25 protein-coding genes are annotated in these 20,101 nt (G+C 26.1%); 22 read left to right on the forward strand and 3 right to left on the reverse strand.

What is annotated here, in order from left to right:
- Window positions 1-607 precede the first annotated feature (607 nt).
- The 5 genes from I2A75_RS17240 (at window position 608) to I2A75_RS17260 (ending at window position 6,327) form a co-directional block, all read left to right on the forward strand.
- The gene (locus I2A75_RS17240) at window positions 608-1,039 is read left to right on the forward strand and encodes a MarR family transcriptional regulator (protein WP_195266837.1); all 432 of its coding nucleotides are present in this window, start codon (window positions 608-610) and stop codon (window positions 1,037-1,039) included.
- 217 nt (window positions 1,040-1,256) lie between these two features.
- Entirely contained in the window at window positions 1,257-2,996 is a 1,740-nt protein-coding gene (locus I2A75_RS17245; protein ID WP_195266838.1) for an ABC transporter ATP-binding protein, read from the forward strand.
- Window positions 2,983-4,917, forward strand: coding sequence for an ABC transporter ATP-binding protein (locus I2A75_RS17250; RefSeq protein ID WP_195266839.1), 1,935 nt, complete (start codon window positions 2,983-2,985; stop codon window positions 4,915-4,917). The genes I2A75_RS17245 and I2A75_RS17250 overlap by 14 nt, the downstream gene beginning before the upstream one ends.
- Before the next feature lie 293 nt (window positions 4,918-5,210).
- Window positions 5,211-5,477, forward strand: a complete 267-nt coding sequence (locus I2A75_RS17255; protein ID WP_195266840.1) for a hypothetical protein — start codon at window positions 5,211-5,213, stop codon at window positions 5,475-5,477.
- Between the two features lie 163 nt (window positions 5,478-5,640).
- Window positions 5,641-6,327 (forward strand): 5'-methylthioadenosine/adenosylhomocysteine nucleosidase, encoded by a 687-nt coding sequence (locus tag I2A75_RS17260; protein WP_195266860.1) that lies wholly within the window; start codon window positions 5,641-5,643, stop codon window positions 6,325-6,327.
- Window positions 6,328-6,687: 360 nt separating this feature from the next.
- On the opposite strand, the gene I2A75_RS17265 is transcribed toward I2A75_RS17260, so the two are convergent.
- Window positions 6,688-7,446, reverse strand: a complete 759-nt coding sequence (locus I2A75_RS17265; protein ID WP_195266841.1) for a hypothetical protein — start codon at window positions 7,444-7,446, stop codon at window positions 6,688-6,690.
- 894 nt (window positions 7,447-8,340) lie between these two features.
- Here I2A75_RS17265 and I2A75_RS17270 point away from each other — a divergent pair.
- The 4 genes from I2A75_RS17270 (at window position 8,341) to I2A75_RS17285 (ending at window position 9,845) form a co-directional block, all read left to right on the forward strand.
- Complete coding sequence (locus I2A75_RS17270; protein ID WP_195266842.1) at window positions 8,341-8,502, forward strand: hypothetical protein; 162 nt, start codon at window positions 8,341-8,343, stop codon at window positions 8,500-8,502.
- A gap of 25 nt (window positions 8,503-8,527) precedes the next feature.
- Entirely contained in the window at window positions 8,528-9,121 is a 594-nt protein-coding gene (locus I2A75_RS17275; protein ID WP_195266843.1) for a GNAT family N-acetyltransferase, read from the forward strand.
- Window positions 9,122-9,187: 66 nt separating this feature from the next.
- Entirely contained in the window at window positions 9,188-9,571 is a 384-nt protein-coding gene (locus tag I2A75_RS17280) for a VOC family protein (RefSeq protein ID WP_195266844.1), read from the forward strand.
- A 22-nt stretch (window positions 9,572-9,593) separates the two neighbouring features.
- On the forward strand, window positions 9,594-9,845 hold the full coding sequence (locus I2A75_RS17285) for a hypothetical protein (RefSeq protein ID WP_195266845.1): 252 nt from the start codon (window positions 9,594-9,596) through the stop codon (window positions 9,843-9,845).
- Window positions 9,846-10,009: 164 nt separating this feature from the next.
- Here I2A75_RS17285 and I2A75_RS17290 read toward each other — a convergent pair whose 3' ends face one another.
- Complete coding sequence (locus I2A75_RS17290; RefSeq protein ID WP_195266846.1) at window positions 10,010-10,774, reverse strand: stage II sporulation protein P; 765 nt, start codon at window positions 10,772-10,774, stop codon at window positions 10,010-10,012.
- 110 nt (window positions 10,775-10,884) lie between these two features.
- Here I2A75_RS17290 and I2A75_RS17295 point away from each other — a divergent pair, with 110 nt between their 5' ends.
- From I2A75_RS17295 to I2A75_RS18150, 7 genes are all read left to right on the forward strand, one after another.
- Window positions 10,885-11,499, forward strand: coding sequence for an NUDIX hydrolase (locus I2A75_RS17295; RefSeq protein WP_195266847.1), 615 nt, complete (start codon window positions 10,885-10,887; stop codon window positions 11,497-11,499).
- Between the two features lie 42 nt (window positions 11,500-11,541).
- Complete coding sequence (locus I2A75_RS17300; protein ID WP_195266848.1) at window positions 11,542-12,006, forward strand: pyridoxamine 5'-phosphate oxidase family protein; 465 nt, start codon at window positions 11,542-11,544, stop codon at window positions 12,004-12,006.
- 21 nt (window positions 12,007-12,027) lie between these two features.
- Window positions 12,028-12,222: a hypothetical protein gene (locus I2A75_RS17305; protein WP_195266849.1), complete on the forward strand. Its 195-nt coding sequence runs from the start codon at window positions 12,028-12,030 to the stop codon at window positions 12,220-12,222.
- A 196-nt stretch (window positions 12,223-12,418) separates the two neighbouring features.
- Complete coding sequence (locus I2A75_RS17310; RefSeq protein WP_195266850.1) at window positions 12,419-13,006, forward strand: hypothetical protein; 588 nt, start codon at window positions 12,419-12,421, stop codon at window positions 13,004-13,006.
- Window positions 13,007-13,280: 274 nt separating this feature from the next.
- Entirely contained in the window at window positions 13,281-14,036 is a 756-nt protein-coding gene (locus I2A75_RS17315) for a polysaccharide deacetylase family protein (protein WP_195266851.1), read from the forward strand.
- Window positions 14,037-14,261: 225 nt separating this feature from the next.
- Window positions 14,262-14,630 (forward strand): hypothetical protein, encoded by a 369-nt coding sequence (locus I2A75_RS17320; protein ID WP_195266852.1) that lies wholly within the window; start codon window positions 14,262-14,264, stop codon window positions 14,628-14,630.
- A 240-nt stretch (window positions 14,631-14,870) separates the two neighbouring features.
- Window positions 14,871-15,002 carry a hypothetical protein gene (locus I2A75_RS18150; RefSeq protein WP_279325044.1) on the forward strand — a complete coding sequence of 44 codons (132 nt, stop codon included), beginning with the start codon at window positions 14,871-14,873 and terminating at the stop codon, window positions 15,000-15,002.
- Window positions 15,003-15,138: 136 nt separating this feature from the next.
- On the opposite strand, the gene I2A75_RS17325 is transcribed toward I2A75_RS18150, so the two are convergent.
- Window positions 15,139-15,435 carry a YciI family protein gene (locus tag I2A75_RS17325; RefSeq protein ID WP_195266853.1) on the reverse strand — a complete coding sequence of 99 codons (297 nt, stop codon included), beginning with the start codon at window positions 15,433-15,435 and terminating at the stop codon, window positions 15,139-15,141.
- A gap of 161 nt (window positions 15,436-15,596) precedes the next feature.
- Between I2A75_RS17325 and I2A75_RS17330 the strand changes: the two genes are divergently transcribed.
- The 6 genes from I2A75_RS17330 (at window position 15,597) to I2A75_RS17355 (ending at window position 19,992) form a co-directional block, all read left to right on the forward strand.
- The gene (locus I2A75_RS17330) at window positions 15,597-16,097 is read left to right on the forward strand and encodes a hypothetical protein (RefSeq protein WP_195266854.1); all 501 of its coding nucleotides are present in this window, start codon (window positions 15,597-15,599) and stop codon (window positions 16,095-16,097) included.
- A 263-nt stretch (window positions 16,098-16,360) separates the two neighbouring features.
- Window positions 16,361-16,702, forward strand: coding sequence for a hypothetical protein (locus tag I2A75_RS17335; protein ID WP_195266855.1), 342 nt, complete (start codon window positions 16,361-16,363; stop codon window positions 16,700-16,702).
- 187 nt (window positions 16,703-16,889) lie between these two features.
- The gene (locus I2A75_RS17340) at window positions 16,890-17,816 is read left to right on the forward strand and encodes a serine hydrolase (RefSeq protein WP_195266856.1); all 927 of its coding nucleotides are present in this window, start codon (window positions 16,890-16,892) and stop codon (window positions 17,814-17,816) included.
- A gap of 97 nt (window positions 17,817-17,913) precedes the next feature.
- Window positions 17,914-18,345, forward strand: coding sequence for a VOC family protein (locus tag I2A75_RS17345; RefSeq protein WP_195266857.1), 432 nt, complete (start codon window positions 17,914-17,916; stop codon window positions 18,343-18,345).
- Between the two features lie 35 nt (window positions 18,346-18,380).
- Window positions 18,381-18,875, forward strand: coding sequence for an AAA family ATPase (locus I2A75_RS17350; protein ID WP_195266858.1), 495 nt, complete (start codon window positions 18,381-18,383; stop codon window positions 18,873-18,875).
- A 154-nt stretch (window positions 18,876-19,029) separates the two neighbouring features.
- On the forward strand, window positions 19,030-19,992 hold the full coding sequence (locus I2A75_RS17355) for an alpha/beta hydrolase (protein ID WP_195266859.1): 963 nt from the start codon (window positions 19,030-19,032) through the stop codon (window positions 19,990-19,992).
- Window positions 19,993-20,101: the final 109 nt, after the last annotated feature.

A 20,101-nucleotide genomic window follows, 5' to 3' on the forward strand; every position in this document is an offset into this window, starting at 1 on the left:
ACTTCACTTCTTATTTTTTCCATATAAAATTAAGTTTAATCACTGCCATCTGCCGTCGCTTTTAGCGATTTAGTTCTATTTCTGAATTGCGAACTAACTCTTGATTAACATTAACATGAGATGTATTTAAATGATTCAAATATAGTTTTAATTGAACTAACAAGATCAGATTAACATTAACATGAGATGTATTTAAATGATTCAAATATAGTTTTAATTGAACTAACAAGATCAGATTAACATTAACATGAGATGTATTTAAATGATTCAAATATAGTTTTAATTGAACTAACAAGATCAGATTAACATTAACATGAGATGTATTTAAATGATTCAAATATAGTTTTAATTGAACTAACAAGATCAGATTAACATTAACATGAGATGTATTTAAATTTACAATATAAAAAAATCAGGGGACTAACGAAATATGATACCCTTGAAATCAAAATGCAAATTACATTATTTTACAATAGATGTTTTATAAATATTTAATTAAATTAATATAAAAATTAAATATTTAGTGTAATCGAAACCACTAGATTGACAAGAATTATAAATAGTTTTATAATTAGTTAGAAGTCTAACAAAAGTGTGGGTGTAATTAATGAGTGAAATAAAACACATTGGAAGAAAAATCAATATACTATCTCATAAAATTAAAAGAAGAATAGGTAAAGTATCCTTAGAATATGGGATAAGCACTATGCAAGCAAAAATTCTAGGGTATATATTTCATCAAGCACCTAAGAGAGACATATTTCAAAAAACAATAGAAGAAGAATTTGATATTAGACGTTCTTCTGTAACAAGTGTACTTTCTTTAATGGAAAAGAATGGATTAATCGAAAGAGTAAGCGTTTGTGAAGATGCTAGGTTAAAAAAGATTATATTAACAGATAAGGGAGCTGAAGTTCATAAATCTGTATATAAAGAAATTGAAACTGTAGAATCTATAATTTATAATTCATTAAGTGAAGAAGAGCTTGAATTGTTTAATGATATATTAGAAAGGCTAAGTAAGAAGATTGCAGAGTAATGCAATTTTTTTTAGTTAATTAGTTAGAAGCCTAACAAATTAAATGATTATAATATTAGATTTTATTTAAATTCTCTTACTAGATAAAGTAATAAATTTAATCGAGTAAAGATTCAAGTAAGATGTATATTATATTTTGTTGGTATGGTGGAAAGCTAATAAAAATAGAGTGATTTTTTAATACTAAGGTTAGAAATCTAACAAAAGGAGGAATAGTATGATTAAAAAATTAGCTAGTTATATTAGGGAGTATAAAAAAGATTCAATTTTAACTCCTGTTTTTATTGCTTTTGAAGTAATACTTGAAGTAATTATACCTGTATTAATGGCTATGATTATTGATAATGGGGTAGAGAAGGGAAATATGAAGTATGTAACTGTACTTGGAGTAATCATGTTAGTTATGGCATTCATATCCCTAACATTTGGGGCTTTAGCTGGAAAAACTGGTGCTAAAGCATCTACAGGATTTGCTAAAAATTTGAGAAAAGGAATGTTTTATAGAATACAAGATTATTCTTTTTCAAATATAGATAAATATTCCACAGCAGGACTTGTAACGAGATTAACAACAGACGTAACAAATGTTCAAAATGCATATTTAATGATAATTAGAACATTAGTAAGGGCACCATTTATGCTTGTAGCAGCTATGGTAATGAGTTTCTATATTAATTCTAAGATGTCTTTAATATTCTTAGGTGCAATTATATTTCTTGGTGTTTCTTTATTTTTAGTAATTTCAAATGCTCATCCTATTTTTAAAAAGGTATTTAGAAAATATGATGATTTAAATGCTAGTGTTCAAGAAAATTTAACAGGTGTTCGTGTTGTTAAAGCTTATGTAAGAGAAGAGCATGAAACTAATAAGTTCCATAAGGCTTCACAAAATTTATATAATATGTTTGTAAAAGCAGAAAAGATAATAATTTTAAATGCACCAATAATGCAATTTACTATGTACACAATTATCTTGTTATTCTCTTGGTTTGGTGCAAAGATGATAGTATCAAATAATATGACAACTGGAGAACTTATGAGTTTATTCACATATGCTGGTAATATTTTAATGAGTCTTATGATGATGTCAATGGTATTTGTTATGGTTACAATGGCAAAATCATCAGGAGAAAGAATTATTGAAGTATTAGAAGAAGAAAGTGATTTAAAAAATCCTGAAAATCCTATATATAAAGTTAAGGATGGTTCTATTGAATTTGATAATGTTAACTTTAGTTACAGTAAAAAAGAAGATAATTTAAATTTAGAAAATATAAACTTAAATATAAAATCAGGTGAAACTGTTGGAATCATAGGTGGAACAGGAAGTGCAAAATCAACATTTGTTCAACTTATTCCAAGACTTTATGACGTAACAAGTGGATCATTAAAGATTGGTGGAGTAGATGTTAGAGATTATGATATTGAAACATTAAGGAATGAAGTTTCTATGGTTCTTCAAAAGAACGTACTTTTCTCAGGAACTATAAAAGAAAACCTAAGATGGGGTAATAAAAATGCTACTGATGCAGAAATTGTACAGGCGTGTAATGCAGCACAAGCTAGTGAGTTTATAGAAAACTTCCCTGATAAATATGATACCTATATTGAACAAGGTGGTACAAATGTATCAGGTGGACAAAAGCAAAGATTATGTATTGCAAGAGCATTACTTAAAAAACCAAAAATATTAATTTTAGATGATTCAACAAGTGCAGTTGATACAAAAACAGATGCATTAATTAGAAAATCATTTAAAGAATCAATTCCAGATACTACAAAAATAATTATTGCACAACGTATTTCTTCAGTTGAAGATGCAGATAAGATAATAGTATTAAATGATGGTAAAATCGATGGAATTGGAACTCACGAAGAGTTATTAAAAACAAATGAAATATACAAAGAAGTATATGATTGTCAAGTGAAAGGAGCTGGTGAAGATGAAGCCAAATAATGGACAAAGATCAAAAAGCCATGGCCCAGGAGCACCAGGGAAAATGCCAGTTGGAAGAAAAAGCAAAAATCCAATGAAGACATTAAGTAGACTTTTGGGTTATGTCTTTAAAGAATATAAATTTCAATTTATAATTGTTGTAATTTGTATATTAATTAGTTCACTTGCAACTATAGCAAGTACATTATTTCTTAAAACTTTAATAGATGATTATATAACGCCATTTTTAGGTCAATCAAATCCTAACTTTGGACCATTATTAAAGACAATTGGAATGATGGCAGTAATATATTATATAGGAACATTTTCAACCTATTTATACAACAGAATTATGGTAGTTGTTGCTCAAGGAAGTCTTAAAAAGATTAGAGATGACATGTTTGAGCATATGGAAGGTTTACCAATAAAGTACTTTGATACTCATCCTCATGGAGAAGTAATGAGCTTATATACTAATGATACAGATACATTAAGACAAATGATAAGCCAAAGCTTACCACAATTAGTATCATCTGTAATAACAGTAGTTAGTGTATTTATATCAATGATAGTTCTAAGTCTTCCACTTACTATAGTTGCACTAGTAATGATTTTTATAATGTTTAGAGTTATAAAAGTAATTGGTGGAAAAAGTTCACTTTACTTTGGAAAGCAACAAAGAGATTTAGGAAAAGTTAATGGATTTATCGAAGAAATGATGGAAGGACAAAAAGTAGTTAAAGTCTTTTGTCATGAAGATGAATCAAAAATTGATTTTGATAAATTAAATGAAAATTTATGTGATAGCGCATATAAAGCTAATACTTTTGCAAATATCTTAATGCCTATTATGGGTAACTTAGGTTATATAAACTATGTTCTTACAGCAATTGTTGGTGGTATTTTAGCTATAAAAGGAGTTGGTGGATTTACATTAGGTGCTCTTGCATCATTCTTGCAACTTACAAGGAATCTAAATCAACCAATATCACAAATGTCACAACAATTTAATGCAGTAATTATGGCACTAGCTGGTGCAGAAAGAATATTTGAACTTTTAGATGAAAAGCATGAAACTGATGATGGATATGTTACATTAGTTAATGCTAAAGTAAAAGAAAATGGAGAATTAGAAGAAGTTAAAGAACGTACAGGAATATGGGCTTGGAAACATCCTCATGGCGATGGTACAATAACTTACACAAGAATGCTTGGAGATATGGTATTTGATGATGTAGACTTTGGATATGATGAAAAGAAGATAATTCTTCATAATATAAAATTATTTGCAAAGCCAGGCCAAAAAGTAGCTTTTGTTGGAGCAACAGGTGCAGGTAAAACTACAATAACTAATTTAATTAATAGATTCTATGATATTCAAGATGGTAAAATCAGATACGATGGAATCAATATTAATAAAATTAAAAAAGATGATTTAAGAAGATCACTAGGAATAGTTCTTCAAGATACTCATCTATTTACAGGAACAATAGCAGATAACATTAGATATGGTAAGCTAGATGCAACTGATGAAGAAGTATTTGCGGCTGCAAAACTAGCAAATGCAGATACATTTATTAAGCATTTACCACAAGGTTACGATACAATGATAACAGGTGATGGAGCTAATTTATCACAAGGACAAAGACAACTATTAGCAATTGCTAGAGCTGCCATTGCAGATCCTCCAGTATTAATACTAGATGAAGCAACATCAAGTATAGATACAAGAACTGAAGCAATAGTTCAAGAAGGTATGGATAAACTTATGCATGGTAGAACAGTATTTGTTATTGCTCATAGACTTTCTACAGTTAAGAACTCAGATGTAATTATGGTTCTTGAGCAAGGAAGAATAATAGAACGTGGAAATCATGATGATTTAATAGAGCAAAAAGGAAAATACTATCAACTTTATACAGGAGCTTTCGAGCTACAATAGATATGAAAATCTCAAGTATTTATGTACTTGGGATTTTTATTATGTCTTTTAATTAATTATAAGGATAGAAGTGATAATGATGTATAAGTTAAGTTATTAACTTTATTTTTCATATATTTAGTTTTGCCTTTTTCCTCATATACGTAAGATTAGGGCAATTATTGTTTTAATTATAAGATGTTTACAAAAGATTATAGTATTATGAAATTTACGGTAAAATAGAAATAGGAATAAGAGAAGAAGATTCTTAAAAGAAATAATTAATTATTTTAATTTTGATTAGGTAACAAAAAATGTTTAAGAAAATATTTAAAATGAAATGTCCTGCATGCAAATCTGTAATGATTGATGAAATAGATATATTTCAACACAAACCATATGAGTGTATCAATTGTAAAACATTACTTAAAGTATCTAATTTATATAAAATTGGGTATATAATTTTTGTATTTTTAACTTTTTTAATAAGTATTTCTATTGCTGATAAATTAATTTATGAAAATACCGTTTTTCAGAAAGTTTTTATTCGTCCATTAATTGCTGAAGAATCTATCTATTAGAGTAATAACCTAGATATATTAATAATATATCCTAATAAATTATTAAAATGTATAAAGGACATGAAAAGAATTTGTAGAAATATATTTACGATAGATATTGTTAATTTTAGAATGGTTTATTAATAGGATAACAGAAATAAATGGTGAAATGGGAGATGAATTTATGAAAATAGGAATTATAGGCCCTTCAGAAGATGAAATAAAACCTTTTATTGATGAACTTTCAACCGAGAAATTAGAAGAACATGCAATGCTAAAGTTTTATATCGGTAAATATGAGAATATAGATATTGTTGTATTATATTGTGGTGTTTGTAAAGTTAATGCAGCAATTGCAGCTCAAATTTTAATAGACAAGTTTCAAGTGAATCATATTATTGTAACGGGAGTAGCAGGGGCAATAGATAAAAACTTAAATATTGGAGATACAGTTATTTCAACAGAAGTAGCATACCATGATGTTGCAGAAGAGATTTTAACAGAGTATCATCCATGGATGAAGACAATATATTTTGAAAGTGATAAAAAGTTATTATCGTTATGTAGGATAATAGTGAATGAAAATGCTTATAGTCAAAATATACTATTTGGGAAAATAGTAACTGGTGAAGCATTTATAGATAATAAAGGACGAAGTGAAATAATATCAAAATTTAATCCACTTTGTGTAGATATGGAAACAGCAAGTATTGCTCATGTTTGTTATGTAAATGAAATTCCTTTTATAGCAATTAGGTCAATAACAGATACTGAGGATGAAAGTGGGGTAGATGTTTTTGAATCTAATTGTTCAATTGCATCTAAAAATTCTGTTGATATCGTAAAAAAGATATTAGAATTATTAGAATAAAAGATGGCTTAATGGAGAAATGAACTTAAAATTAATAAAAAGTATTATCCGCAAGAATTTTTTATATCAATGATGGTATGTCTTTTAATAAAGTTTATTAACACTATTAAAATTAAGTCGGTAAATAAGTATGTTAAATTTATATTTGTAGTCACAGTGCTACAATTTATGATAACTATAATCGTAATAATACTATTATATAATTAAAAGATAAGTTAGTTAATCAATTATTATAAAATTAAGAGTAAAAATACATTGAATAAAATAAAAAGCTTGATAGCTTATTATGGAAGTTATCAAGCTTTTTATTATAAACAATATTAAAGTTACAAAATCAAACTTTTTATTATAAGGAAAATGCTAAAGATTAGGATCGTAAACAAGCCGATAATAGCAATTATTATTTTCTATTCTAATAACTTCATATCTATCGTCATCAATTTTATTAAAGAACACCATATAGTCTTTATTTTTCTTAGAACTCATATCATTTATATAACTATTTATTTTTTCATAATCTAAATTATTAATTCCAACTAAATTATTTCTAAATTCATTTAATTTCGAATTCTTAAAATTAAATTGCTCATCTATATTTTCTATTGAAGCTTTATATATTATATGAGAAAAGGTATTGTTTTCAGGAGTTCTTAAGTTTTGGTCTATTTGTGTTATGTCAATACTTATATTGACGTTTAAGACATCATCTTCCGTAAAATAATTAACAGTTTCTGAACCTTTTGAGGATAAAATTTCTAACAGATTTACACCATGCTCTGCATCAAATCTACCGATTCTATCTTGAATAGGCTCAACATACTTCAAATCTAAAGAGTTAATTTTACAAAATTCCTTAATTAAATTTATTCCTTGTATGTATTTATCTACAAAGGTGTAATTTCTTAATTCAGGATTATCAACATTTTTACTGTTATCAGGAATTTCAATTTTATTTTTATCTTCTATAATGTTATTCAAAGTAGTATTATTAGTTTCTTCATTAGTATCTTCAGTTATAATTGAATCGTTATCTTCAGATTTACTTTTAAGTTGAACTTTATTGCAACCAATTAAAAATATACTTAATGTACATAGTGCGATTAATTTAGAAAATTTCATTTGCAACACCTTATTACAAATATTTACTTTAAATATATTATATAATAAATATTATGTTTATTCCATATAGAATTAATAGAATGTAGTTTTACAAAATATGTTATAACTTATATAGAGATAGAGTTTAATAACAAATATTAAATATTTATAATTAAGGATGGTATATAAATAAATTTCATTCACTTTTAATACGGATGGTAAAAGTCTTATTAATTCTAGTATTTACATGGATTTTGCTAAAATATATAATTTAAGAAACACTTAAATTCAAATTAACCTTAGATGTATTTGAATAATGTTAATTTGCTAGCAGATAGTAAAGCTAAAGTAGATTAACATTAACATGGATGTATTTAAATAGGGTTGAAATGACATTAGATAGATTAACTAAAACGATTAACATTAACATGAGATGTATTTAAATAAGAAACTTGTTAATAATACAGATTTTGATATTGTGATTAACATTAACATGAGATGTATTTAAATGATTCAAATATAGTTTTAATTGAACTAACAAGATCAGATTAACTTTAACATGAGAGATATCTAAATCTCAAAGGACCTCGCGTTTCGCGAGTCCCTTTGAGATTAATATTAAGTAATAGTACTTTTAGTATAGTTTCAGATATTTTATTAAATTATAAATGATACTTTATTTAAATTTATAATATTTGTTTTAATGATGTAACCTATATGAAGTTCTTAAAATTAACTCTTAAAAAATATACTCGTAAATGATAATAAAAAATAAAATAAATGGAATACATAATATATTCCAAATTGTGGTATAATTATCAAAAGAAGTGTAATATTTATATATTTAGATAAAGAATAGATAAAAAATTGAATTTTAAAAATTACAATAGAAAAACTATTAAGGGGGGAATAGGTATGAAATGGTTAGTTACTTTACTAGAACTAGTTATACCAATAGTTTTAGTAATATTTATATTCAGAGTATTGATTATTCAAAAAAGACTTAAAAATGAAGTGAAAAAATTAAATATTCAAATAAAGGAAATAATAGATAAAAAAAGTGAGGAGGAAAAATAAATTATTAGATCATTAGGAGGACATAATGGATATAAAAATAAGAATGGCTAATGAAAATGATGCAGAAGAAATATTAGAAATATATACACCATACATAAAGAATACAGTAATAACTTTTGAATATGAAGTACCAACAGTTGATGAATTCAAAGATCGTATTAGAAAGATATCCAAAGATTATCCTTATTTAGTTTGTACTTTAAATGAAAAAATAATTGGATATGCGTATTCATATAGACAGAAGGAAAGAGCAGCTTATATGTGGAATGTTGAATTATCTGTTTATATTGATAATGAATATATAGGTTATGGGCTTGGAAAAGCTTTTTATACAGCTTTAATTGAAATATCTAAACTACAAAATATCAAAAATCTTTATGGAGGAGTTACTTCTAATAATTTGAATAGTGAGAAGTTACATGAGTATTTTGGATTTAAGAAGCTAGGAGTTTATCATAATACTGGATATAAATTTGTAAAGTGGCATGATGTTACTTGGTATGAAAAGAGTATTAATGATAGTTACTTTGAACCAAAACCATTAATATCAATTAAAAATATTGATGAAGATTTAGTTAATGAAATTATGGACAAGTGCTGCAAGATGATAATATTATAAAATGACTTTAGAATATATTTATTATAGAGCAGCTTGGATTAGTATTTTCATATAGGAGTTGATATCATGAAAGAAATTTTATATATGTCACATTGTGTTTTCCCAACGCCTGATATAAAAAGGACAGCAGCTTATTATAAAGAAGTATTAGGATTCACAGTGAAAGAATATCTTGATGTAAATGAGCCGCATATTTGCTTGTATCGCGATTATACTGAAATTATTTTAACAAAGTCAAATGGACAAGAAGTGATTCCAAATAGAAAGTTATATGGATATGGTTATGATGCGTATTTTATAACAGATAATCAAGCAATCTTACAAGAGGAATTTAAAAAATCAGGAGCTAAAGTTGTTCGTCAATTATCAAAGACTGATTATCATAATAAAGAATTTGTTATTGAGGATATTGATGGTAGATGGATAGGTTTTGGAATAAAAGAATCTTAAATTTAGTAAAGGAGACAGTCTGATGAAAATTAAATTAACGGATTTAATAAGAATTCTTAATGTAAATGTATTAGAGAATAATACGTGTATTGAAATGAATTTTTGTATTGATGATGATATAGAATATCAAGATTGTTGGTTAGGTAAAACTTCAAACAAGGATAACAATAAAGAAATTTATTGGTATGGATTGGTTGAGGATGGATCGCAAGCTTATAATTATGATTGCTTAGAGGATTTTTTTAGTGCAAAAGTGTTTAAAGTTATAATATAGGTGATATATGGGAAAGAATTACGTGGTACTCATTAAATGGATGTGATGTAGAGGAAATGCTAAAATATATCTAGAACTTTATGGAAATATATAATAAATTATTATTGAAAAAGGTAATGGCTTACTACATATAAGATAGCAGTAAGCCTATAAGTATAATTAAATTAAGAATTTTTAATATTTTTTAATGAGCCTACAAGTACATCTACACATTCTTGAATAAAATTATCATTTGATTTATCAGTGCCTATTTCCACTAGTACTGAATTGTTAGATAATTCTTGATTACGTCTTAAATATTCAGTAGTAATATCATAATAATATATTGATGCTTTTACTTTATCAGATTTTAAAATTTCATTTACTAGTTGTTCTGCAAATTTATTATTTTCTTCAAAATGTGGATTATCTTTTGCAAGGACAAAAGTAATCATTTTAGAATCAGATTCAAAAGAATCACTACTACTTCTATGAATATCTAAAAGGATTGTGTTTTCATATCCAGGTACATTTTCAGTTATAGATTCATTTGAAATTTTATATGAACTTATATACTCTATATTTGATTGGGAGCTAATAAAACTACTGTTTAAGCCTTCAGTATTAAGTTCATGATTAATTAAAGCGCCTAAATCAGTTACTTTAATACCAGATTCATAATTTTCGTCTGGATGACTATTATATATAACTATATCAGATGAAAAAGGCGTAGATAAATTATCACTAGTTACATCTTTAATAGTATCTAATAGAGTTGCATTTGATGCATCATTATTTTCATCAATGGATTTAGTGGTTTCTAGATTATCTAGTTTACTTAATTTGGATATAGAACTTTCTTTTCTTATATATGAATATACATATCCTAATGTTGTGCATATAGTTAAAAGTATTATTGATATTATAATGGTTTTATAGATTTTCTTCACTTAAAATACACATCCTTTATTTAGATATATATTAAATAAATATTTATATTATGTAAGGAATTTAAAGATAATTAACAAATATAAATTTATAAAGAGGTTGAGGAATAAAAATGAATAATAAGATATTAGATTGGGCTATTGAATTACAAAGTATTGCACAAGGAGGTCTTTATTATAGTAAAGATAAGTTTGATATAGAACGTTTTGAAAGAATTCGAGAAATTTCAGCAGAAATGATAAGTTTACAATCAGATATACCTTTAGAAAAAGTAAAGGACTTGTTTTGTAATGAAATTGGATATCAAACTCCTAAATTAGATACAAGAGCAGCAATATTTAAAGATAATAAAATTTTATTAGTTCAAGAAAACAATGGTACTTGGTCATTGCCAGGTGGTTGGGTAGATGTAGATCTATCAGTAAAGGAAAATACAATAAAAGAAGTCAAGGAAGAGGCAGGTTTAAATGTTACAGCAGATACGATAATTGCTGTTCAAGATAGAGAAAAGCATAATTTACCTGTATATGCATATAAAGTGTGCAAAGTTTTTGTATTATGTTCTTTAATAGATGGAGAATTTAAGGAAAATATTGAAACAATAAAAAGTGATTATTTTTCATTAGATAACTTACCATTATTAGCAACAGAAAAAAATAACGAAGAGCAAATCAAAATGTGCTTTGAAGCATATAGAAGTTCAAAGTGGAAAACATTATTTGACTAGATTCTATTTACATAAATTGAATGTGGTTATGGAGGAATAAATATGTTTAAAGAAATAAGAAGAAAAGATAGAAAAATTGAAACTTCAGAAGCAATAGATATATTAAAAAAATGCGAATATGGAATTTTATCTACAGTAGATGAAAATGGATATCCATATGGAGTTCCATTAAGTTATGTTTATGCAAATAATGCAATATATTTTCATAGCGCAGTAGAAGGACATAAATTGGAAAATATAAAGAATAATGATAAAGTATCATTTTGTGTAGTTGGACAAACAGATGTATTACCAGATAAGTTTAGCACCAAATATGAAAGTGTAATAATATTTGGAAGAGCAAAAGAACTTTTTCAAGATGAAAAGAATGAAGCTTTTTTAGAATTAATTAATAAATACTCAAAAGATTATATTGAAAAGGGTAAAGGATACATCAAAAACGCTAGTGCTAAAACTAAAGTAATAAAGCTTAGTATAGATTATATATCTGGAAAGGCAAGAAGATAATTCTTATATGGAGATAAATTTATGAATAAAATACTATATAAAAATCCAGTAATGTCAGCAATAGTAATAAATTTATTTACATTATTGCTATTAATCTACTCAATTAATAAAAGAAAATTAGTATTTATTTATATTATGCCATTCATTACTGGTGTCATAAACAGAAAGATTATGGATAATGGAGAAGATATAACTACAAAGAAAAAAGTTATATAGACATGGTACCATAAAAGATAACTTGTAAGGGGAGAAAGGAAAATTAGGGATGCTGTATATGATTTAGTGAAAAATAGCTTATCTCTAATTTATAAGTATTTAATTTCAATAGGCGCATCTAAGGAGGATTCAGAAGATATTGTTAAAGAAGATGATTACTTTATAAGGTTATAGATTGATGTTTGAAAGGAGACTTATGAAAAAGAAGGTAATTTTGATTGCATTTATATTAATAGTTGTTTCTTTATTTTTATTTATTAAGTTTAACAGTGGTGCAAAAACAATAGAAGAAGCAATAAATGTATTAGGCTCAAAACAAGTAAGTATCATTCATGAAGAAAAAAATGATAAAGGTAGTATAGTATTTAGCTATACTTCTGATGGTAATACATTATATACTGCGATTGTAAGTAAAGGAATTAGTGGGTACAAAACAGTTTACAGTGGTGTGCAAGGAGATATAAAATTTACATCAGAAAAACTTGGTTTATCATACAATTATTTTCCATCTATAAAAAAGACTGAAATTCCAATATATTTTGGATTAATTGGGAACCCTGATATAAGTAAAGTCAAAATTATTGAGAAAAAAAGAAATATAGAAGATGAAGCAAAAATAATTAATGCAAATGGTACAAGAATATGGCTTGTTTATATGGATAAATTTGAGGGTTCAGATTTTGATATAATTGGTCTTTCAGAAGAGGGAAAAGAAGTTACTAATATAGATGGCAATATATCTCCATACTATGCAGAGCAAAAGCCATTTAAAGGATATAATTAGTTAATAAAAATCTATATAAAAGTAGTATTTATACAAATACCGTATATTCAAAAATGAATATACGGTATTTTCTATTTATAAATTAAACACGTTATAAATGGACTATATAGATTATGCACTTAGTATAAAAATGATTATCTGAAAGACTTAAAAAAATGAACAACTGCCAGTGATGTTTTAAATTACCATAAATAAAAAGTGTGAAAGAGTAAATTATAAAATATAATGAGTCTTATAATAGACTAATTAATAAATCAAAAAGGAGAAAATGAATATGAGATATAAAGTAAAGATTTTTCTAGCTATCTTAGTAAGTGCAGTTATTTTAAGCTTTATGTTTAAAATAGATATGAGAAGTATCTCTGTAAATTCATTAATAGAAGAAAGTGAAGTAAATGAAAATGATGTTAGTAATAAAAAGAAGGTTATATATCTAACTTTTGATGATGGACCTAGTTATACAGTTACAGGCAAAATTTTAGATGTATTAGAAGAAAAAGAGGTAAAAGCAACATTTTTCGTAATTGGTAATCAAATTCAGGATAGGGAAGATGTATTAAAAAGAATGAATGATGAAGGACATAGCATAGGGTTACATACATTTACTCATAAATATAATTGTATTTATTGTAATGAAGATAGATTTATGAAAGAAATGATTGATTGTAGAAATGAGATAAATAGGGTAGTAGGTGTTTCACCTAATATAATTAGATTTCCAGGAGGTAGTTACAAACATTTAAATAAAAATCTTTTAAATAGATTACATGAAAATAATCTTAAAGTTTATGATTGGAATCTAGACAACTCTGATGGTTTAAATCCAAAACAATCGAAAGATGCACTATATAGGAATGCAATTAAAGGAAGTAAAGATTTGAAAACTATAAATTTACTTATGCATTGTACAGATATGAATAAAAATACTTGCGAGGCACTCACTAATATAATAGATTATTATAAAGATCAAGGATATGAATTTAAAACTATTAATGAAGATACACCAGAAATGTATTTTAGAATATCATGATTATAAATATATTAGTAAAGCATTAGAATACCGTACTATTCTAAAAAAATATACGGTATTTTTTGTGTTCAATTAAACTATAATGAGTGATTTCAAATTATTATGAACCAGTTCAGAAGATTTGTTTTTTGTTGAATAAAAAAGGTATTTTAAATTATGTTATAATCTATTTATAATAGTATTAACTTAAAATTATATAAGTTAGAATTTGAGGTGAAGTAATATATGGAAATTTATTTACAAAAGGAATTAGAGGATGCTTTAAAGTTCATATCTTCTACTATCAGTAATTGTAAGAAGATGCAGTTAAAATTTGCAGAAGGTACGTCCCAGCATTCTCTTTTAACCAATAGAATTAAGGCATTATGTATTTCAAAGGCTTTGATAGAAGATGATTGTAATAAGGATCAATACACTTTGTTTGATTTAGAAAAAGCATTACCACCCGTGATTTCGATTATAAATAAAACAGAAAAAGCTCAAAGCAAGTATGACAAAGGAACTACTCAATATAGGCGATTCGTACCTATCATAAAATCAATGTATATTTCTAAAGATTTCATAGAAAACGAAATTTCAAAGCAAACTAGATAAGCTCTATCTTACTTGTTAGTTGATTAAAGTGAGAAGTAGACGAAAAACTAAGAATATATAACAAAATATAATTAATATTTAAGAATTATAATGGAAATCAATCAACAATGTGCTTACGAAATATGCTATAATTAACTTAAAATGTAAAATATATATAATTTTAATTGATAGATTTCTTTTTTGGAGAAGAAACTTAGATTTTTTGAAAGAAGTTTATAGTTTTATATTATGTATTAGAGAATGAAGAGGTTACCTATTGATAGGTATTTAAATGGATTAGGTAGCAATTATATAAATAAGATAGAGAAATTATATGATGATGGTGAATCAAATATATATATATTTGATATAGATATGGATAGTCATGATTAATAATAAATATAAATGTTTAGTAATTTAATTAATAATACTTGTAAATCATGAACATTTTTAAGGAAATCCTTAGGTTTCCTTAAAAATGTACTAATATCTTAGTATTCTCAGTTGTTTATTTATATTTATAAGAAAATTATCTATCAAACCATTCATTAGTTTGAGGAAGAGTATAATGAGGTGTAAATTCTAGAATACGATATTCTTGAGAACCAGCAATTTTAAGTGGATCAGAATTTAAGTAATTTTCTATTTCCTCAAGTGAATTAGCTTTCATAATTAAAATTCCACCACTCATATCTTCTTTAAGTCCTGTTATTAGAGTTACACCTTTTTCTATTGCTTTTTGAGAATAAGCTATATGTGCATTCATAACACTTTCATCTATTTCAATGGAACTGTTTAATTTACCTTCAATAATAAAATATTTCATTTTTATTATCCTCCTTTATATAAAATATATTATGTATATTATATCATATTAATAATTAATAAAGAATTATTATTTATTAAAATAAATTTTAAATTAAGTTATTTATTAATAAAAATATTTTTAATCGATAACTCTTAAAATTAAAAAAAGATGTTATCATATTGAATTTAAAAAGTAGAAACTTCTTAGTAAAATTATTTATTTGTATATTTATAGTATGGATAATATCTAGCTATGCTTATGCAAAAATAACAAGTGATATACCTATGAAAAAGCCATCTGTAACCATAAAATACAATGGGAAAACTGTTCCTACAAGTATTGGAGAACATGCATGGTCTGGAAGTTTACCAAAAGGACAAAAAGCAGGAAGTAGTTATTTAGTAGGTCCATCATATGATGCTGGAATGGAAATTTCAAGGTTTTCTGCAAATCCTAATAGCGAAGTTGAAGTTACTTTTAAGTCAGCTCCTCCTGAAATAATTTTAAGGTCATGGGTTGTTGGCGATTCTATGAATGCTAAGACTATAAAATTTGATTCTTCAAAAACAGTAAATAATATAACCTTACCAGATCAAAAAGGAGAATATATTTATGAAGTTAATGGATATTGGAGAGAAGGGAATTATACATCAACTATATTTAGGGTAATAGTAGAATAGCTGTTATCTTATTAGTATAAAAGAGAAATGTATAGTAACTTATGAAGGAAATTTTTATAATATAATTGAATTATCTACAACCTAAAAAAGCGAATCATTATTAATATTCGTGAATTTAATCCTGTATTTAGTAATGATTATATAAAATATTGTAGTGATAATGTAGATGATGAAAAAGTACGGTATTTACAAAATATTTTGTAATTAACTCGTAATAGTATAGTCAAGCTAGTCAAGTGAAAAAAGAAGGAAGGAGGAATAAGATGAAATCTTTATTAAAAATATTAGCATTTATTCCATTAGGGATTGAATTATTACTGTTATTAGTTATACATTCAAAGGTGGCAGGCATGATTTGGATGATACATATTCCAATTACAATATTGTTAGGTATTGTAGGAATGGGAATTGTTAGTAAGAAAAAATTTATACAACGAAGTGGTTTTGGAGCGTTAATTGTATTAACTGTGTTGCTTTGCATTATAGGATATTATGATTATGTGAAATGGTTTAGTTCAATTGTTGGAATGGTTATCTTTATGTATTACGTAATTATTAGTATATTAATGAAAAAAACTAAAAATAGCATAAGGCTAAATGAATAGATACTTTTAAAGTTAAACCACAAGATTATAAGAAAAGAATAGATGAGGTTATTACTTTAATTTCTTCTGATGAAAGTAATACAAGAAGAGGAGTAGGAATACTTGAGGAACTTGTTAATGAAACAAAAGATTTATGTTATGTGCAAATAGAATGAATAAAAATATATTATGAATGGAGAGGCTTACAATGAATAATGAAATATTAAAAGATTTAATATTGTCAGTAAAAGAACAAAATCTTCATGTACTTAATGTTGTTGTTAGACAAAATAGTAATATAATTGCAAAATATGATTTTGAAGAAGAAAAACCGACTCTTTTATATTCTGTAAGTAAAACATTTACATCAATAGCAGTAGGAATAGCAATTAGTGAAGGATATTTTAATACTACAGATCATGTTATAGATTTTTTCCCTGACATCAAAGATATGTCTATGAATCAATATTTAAAAGAAATTACTATTCATGATTTACTTTGCATGGGAAGTGGTCATGCAGAGTGTCCTGTAATGAAGGCTGATTGGAGTAGTGGTAAGGAATGGGATATCTCTAAATTATTTTTTAATGAACCTATTGTATTTAGACCAGGTACTCATTTTTTATATGATAATTCAGCAACCTACATGCTCTCAAAGATTATAAGCCTTACAATAGGAAGTAACTTAGATGAATACTTAAATGAAAAGGTATTTAAATATTTAGAAATACCAAAACCTAAATGGGATACATGCCCAAAAGGAATTTCACAAGGATTTTCTGGCTTATATTTAACAGCTGATGAGTTGTCTAGATTTGGACAACTAATACTTGATAAAGGAGTTTTGAATGGTAAGCAACTTATTCCTTCAAGTTATATAGAAGAGGCTACATCTGTTCAAATTAAAACAGAAGATTTTGATGAAAAGTTTGCTACTGCAGATCATCATCAAGGATATGGCTATCAAATGTGGATGAATTCATATAATGGCTCTTATCGTATGGATGGGTTATATGGTAATTATGTAGTGATTTTGCCAGATAAGAATGCAGTTGTAACTTATGTTTCAAATGAGACCAAGAATATGACAGGAGTTCTAGAACTTACATGGAATACTTTAATAGATAAACTATAATTATTTTTAATTTTAAAACTTGTTATGTAAATTTAACTTTGAATAAGCTGTAATGAAGTGAAATTATAAATAATATTGTGTAAAAGGAGAGTTAAGAATGAATAAAATTACATGTATTTGTTTAGGGGTAAGAAGTATGGAAAGATCGATAAAGTTCTATAGAGATGGGCTTGGATTTAAAACTGATGAAAAGGAAAATAATCCAAAAGTAGTATTCTTTGATACATCAGGAACAAAATTTGAGCTTTACCCTTTAGATTTATTAGCTGAGGATATAAATGAAGAGAATCCTCCTAAAATAAATAGTGGATTTGCAGGTGTTACATTAGCATATAATGTAGAATTTAAAGAAGAAGTTGATAAAGTTATTGAGCTAGCTAGGAGTGCTGGAGCGACTATAGCTAAAGAGCCTCAAGATGTATTTTGGGGTGGATATCATGCGTATTTTGCTGATCTTGATGGTTATTATTGGGAAGTTGCATGGGGACCTAATTTTAAGTACGATGAAAATGGGTTACTTATTTTATAAGCTATATATTTGTATTTAGTGTGATTGGAGAACATATGAAAATATTAATTTTTGGTATAGTTGCAAGTGGAAAAACAACACTTTCAAGGGAATTATCATTAAAATACAATATCCAATGTTATGAAGGTGATAGCATAGCATGGGGAGACGATTGGGAAGAGAGATATAAACGTTCAGATTCTGAGCAATTAAATAGAATTTTAGAAATTGACAAAATAGGTCACTGGATAATTGAAGGAACTTATAGAGAAAGTCAAAAATGCTTATTTGATATGGCAGATAAAATTATCTTCCTAGATACTCCATTACATATCAGAAGGGTAAGAATAATTACACGTTTTTTAAAGCAAAGGTTTGGAATAGAAAAATGCAATTATAATCCTACATTTGAAATGTTAAAAAATATGTATAAATGGACAAATGATTTTGAAAGAAAAAGAGATAAATACGAAAAGATGCTATTAAGCTATGAAGATAAATTAATAAGGATAAAAAGTGTTAAAGAGTTGGATAGAAAATTCATTAGCTGAATATAGTGAGGATTAAGCAAAAACTTGCATATTTGTGTTTGATAAGAAGATATAATAAGTGTATAAGAAGAATAATCATTTTTATTTACTTAAAAATTTCTTATATTATGAGTAGTTGTATTAATTTAAAAAGTGCATATTATGAGGAGAATAAATGAAGAGCATATTTAAGATTAGTAAGCATATAATTAAAGCTTTTGTTGTGGTTGTGTTTTTACTTATGATTATTAGTTACATAAATCATAAAATTAAATTAACAAAAGAGGATAAATTATTTGTTCCAAATGGAAGTATGATAGAATTAAATGGTCATAAAATACACGTATATAGTGAAGGAAAGGGCGACATTCCATTAGTCTTTATGTCTGGTGGAGGTACAAGCTCTCCAGTTCTAGATTTTAAATCATTATACTCATTATTAAGTGATGATTATAAGATTGTAGTAGTAGAAAAAGCAGGATATGGTTTTAGTGATGTTGTTGATACTAATAGAGATATTGATACTGTATTAAATGAAACAAGAGAGACATTGGCTAAGGCTAAAATCAAAGGGCCATTTATTTTATTTCCACATTCAATGTCTGGTATTGAAGCATTGTATTGGGCACAAAAATATCCAGGTGAAATTAAAGCTATTGTAGGATTAGATATGGCTGTTCCAGATGCTTATAATGAATATAAAATTAATATACCTATGATAAAATTAGGAAATTTTGCAGCTAAACTTGGACTTACAAGATTAATACCAGGATTATCAGAAAGTGATGCTATAAAATATGGCACATTGACTGATGATGAAAAAGTATTATACAAAACTATCTATTATAGAAGAACTGCTACAGACACAATGATTGCAGAAGCTAAAGAAATAAAATCAAGTGCAATTAAAGTATCTAAAAATACATTTCCTAATATTCCGATATTAGCTTTTGTATCTAAGGGTCAAGGAACTGGATGGAATGAAGATGAATGGAAAAGTTTTAGCAAAAATACTATAGGAAATCTTGAAAAGGGTCAATTAATTTATTTAGATTGTTCTCATTACATTCATGATATTGAGTACGAAAGAATAGCAAAGGAATCGAAAGAATTTATTGAAAATTTAAATAATAAATAAAAGTTATATTATATATTTTTTTATTTATAATTTGAGTTGGCTTGATTGCGATGTTGAGTTAAAAAAATAGCATATATATAAGCATTTACAAGTGGTTTAAACTTGGTTA

This window comes from Clostridium sp. 1001275B_160808_H3 (assembly GCF_015550425.1).
GTDB lineage: Bacteria > Bacillota > Clostridia > Clostridiales > Clostridiaceae > Clostridium.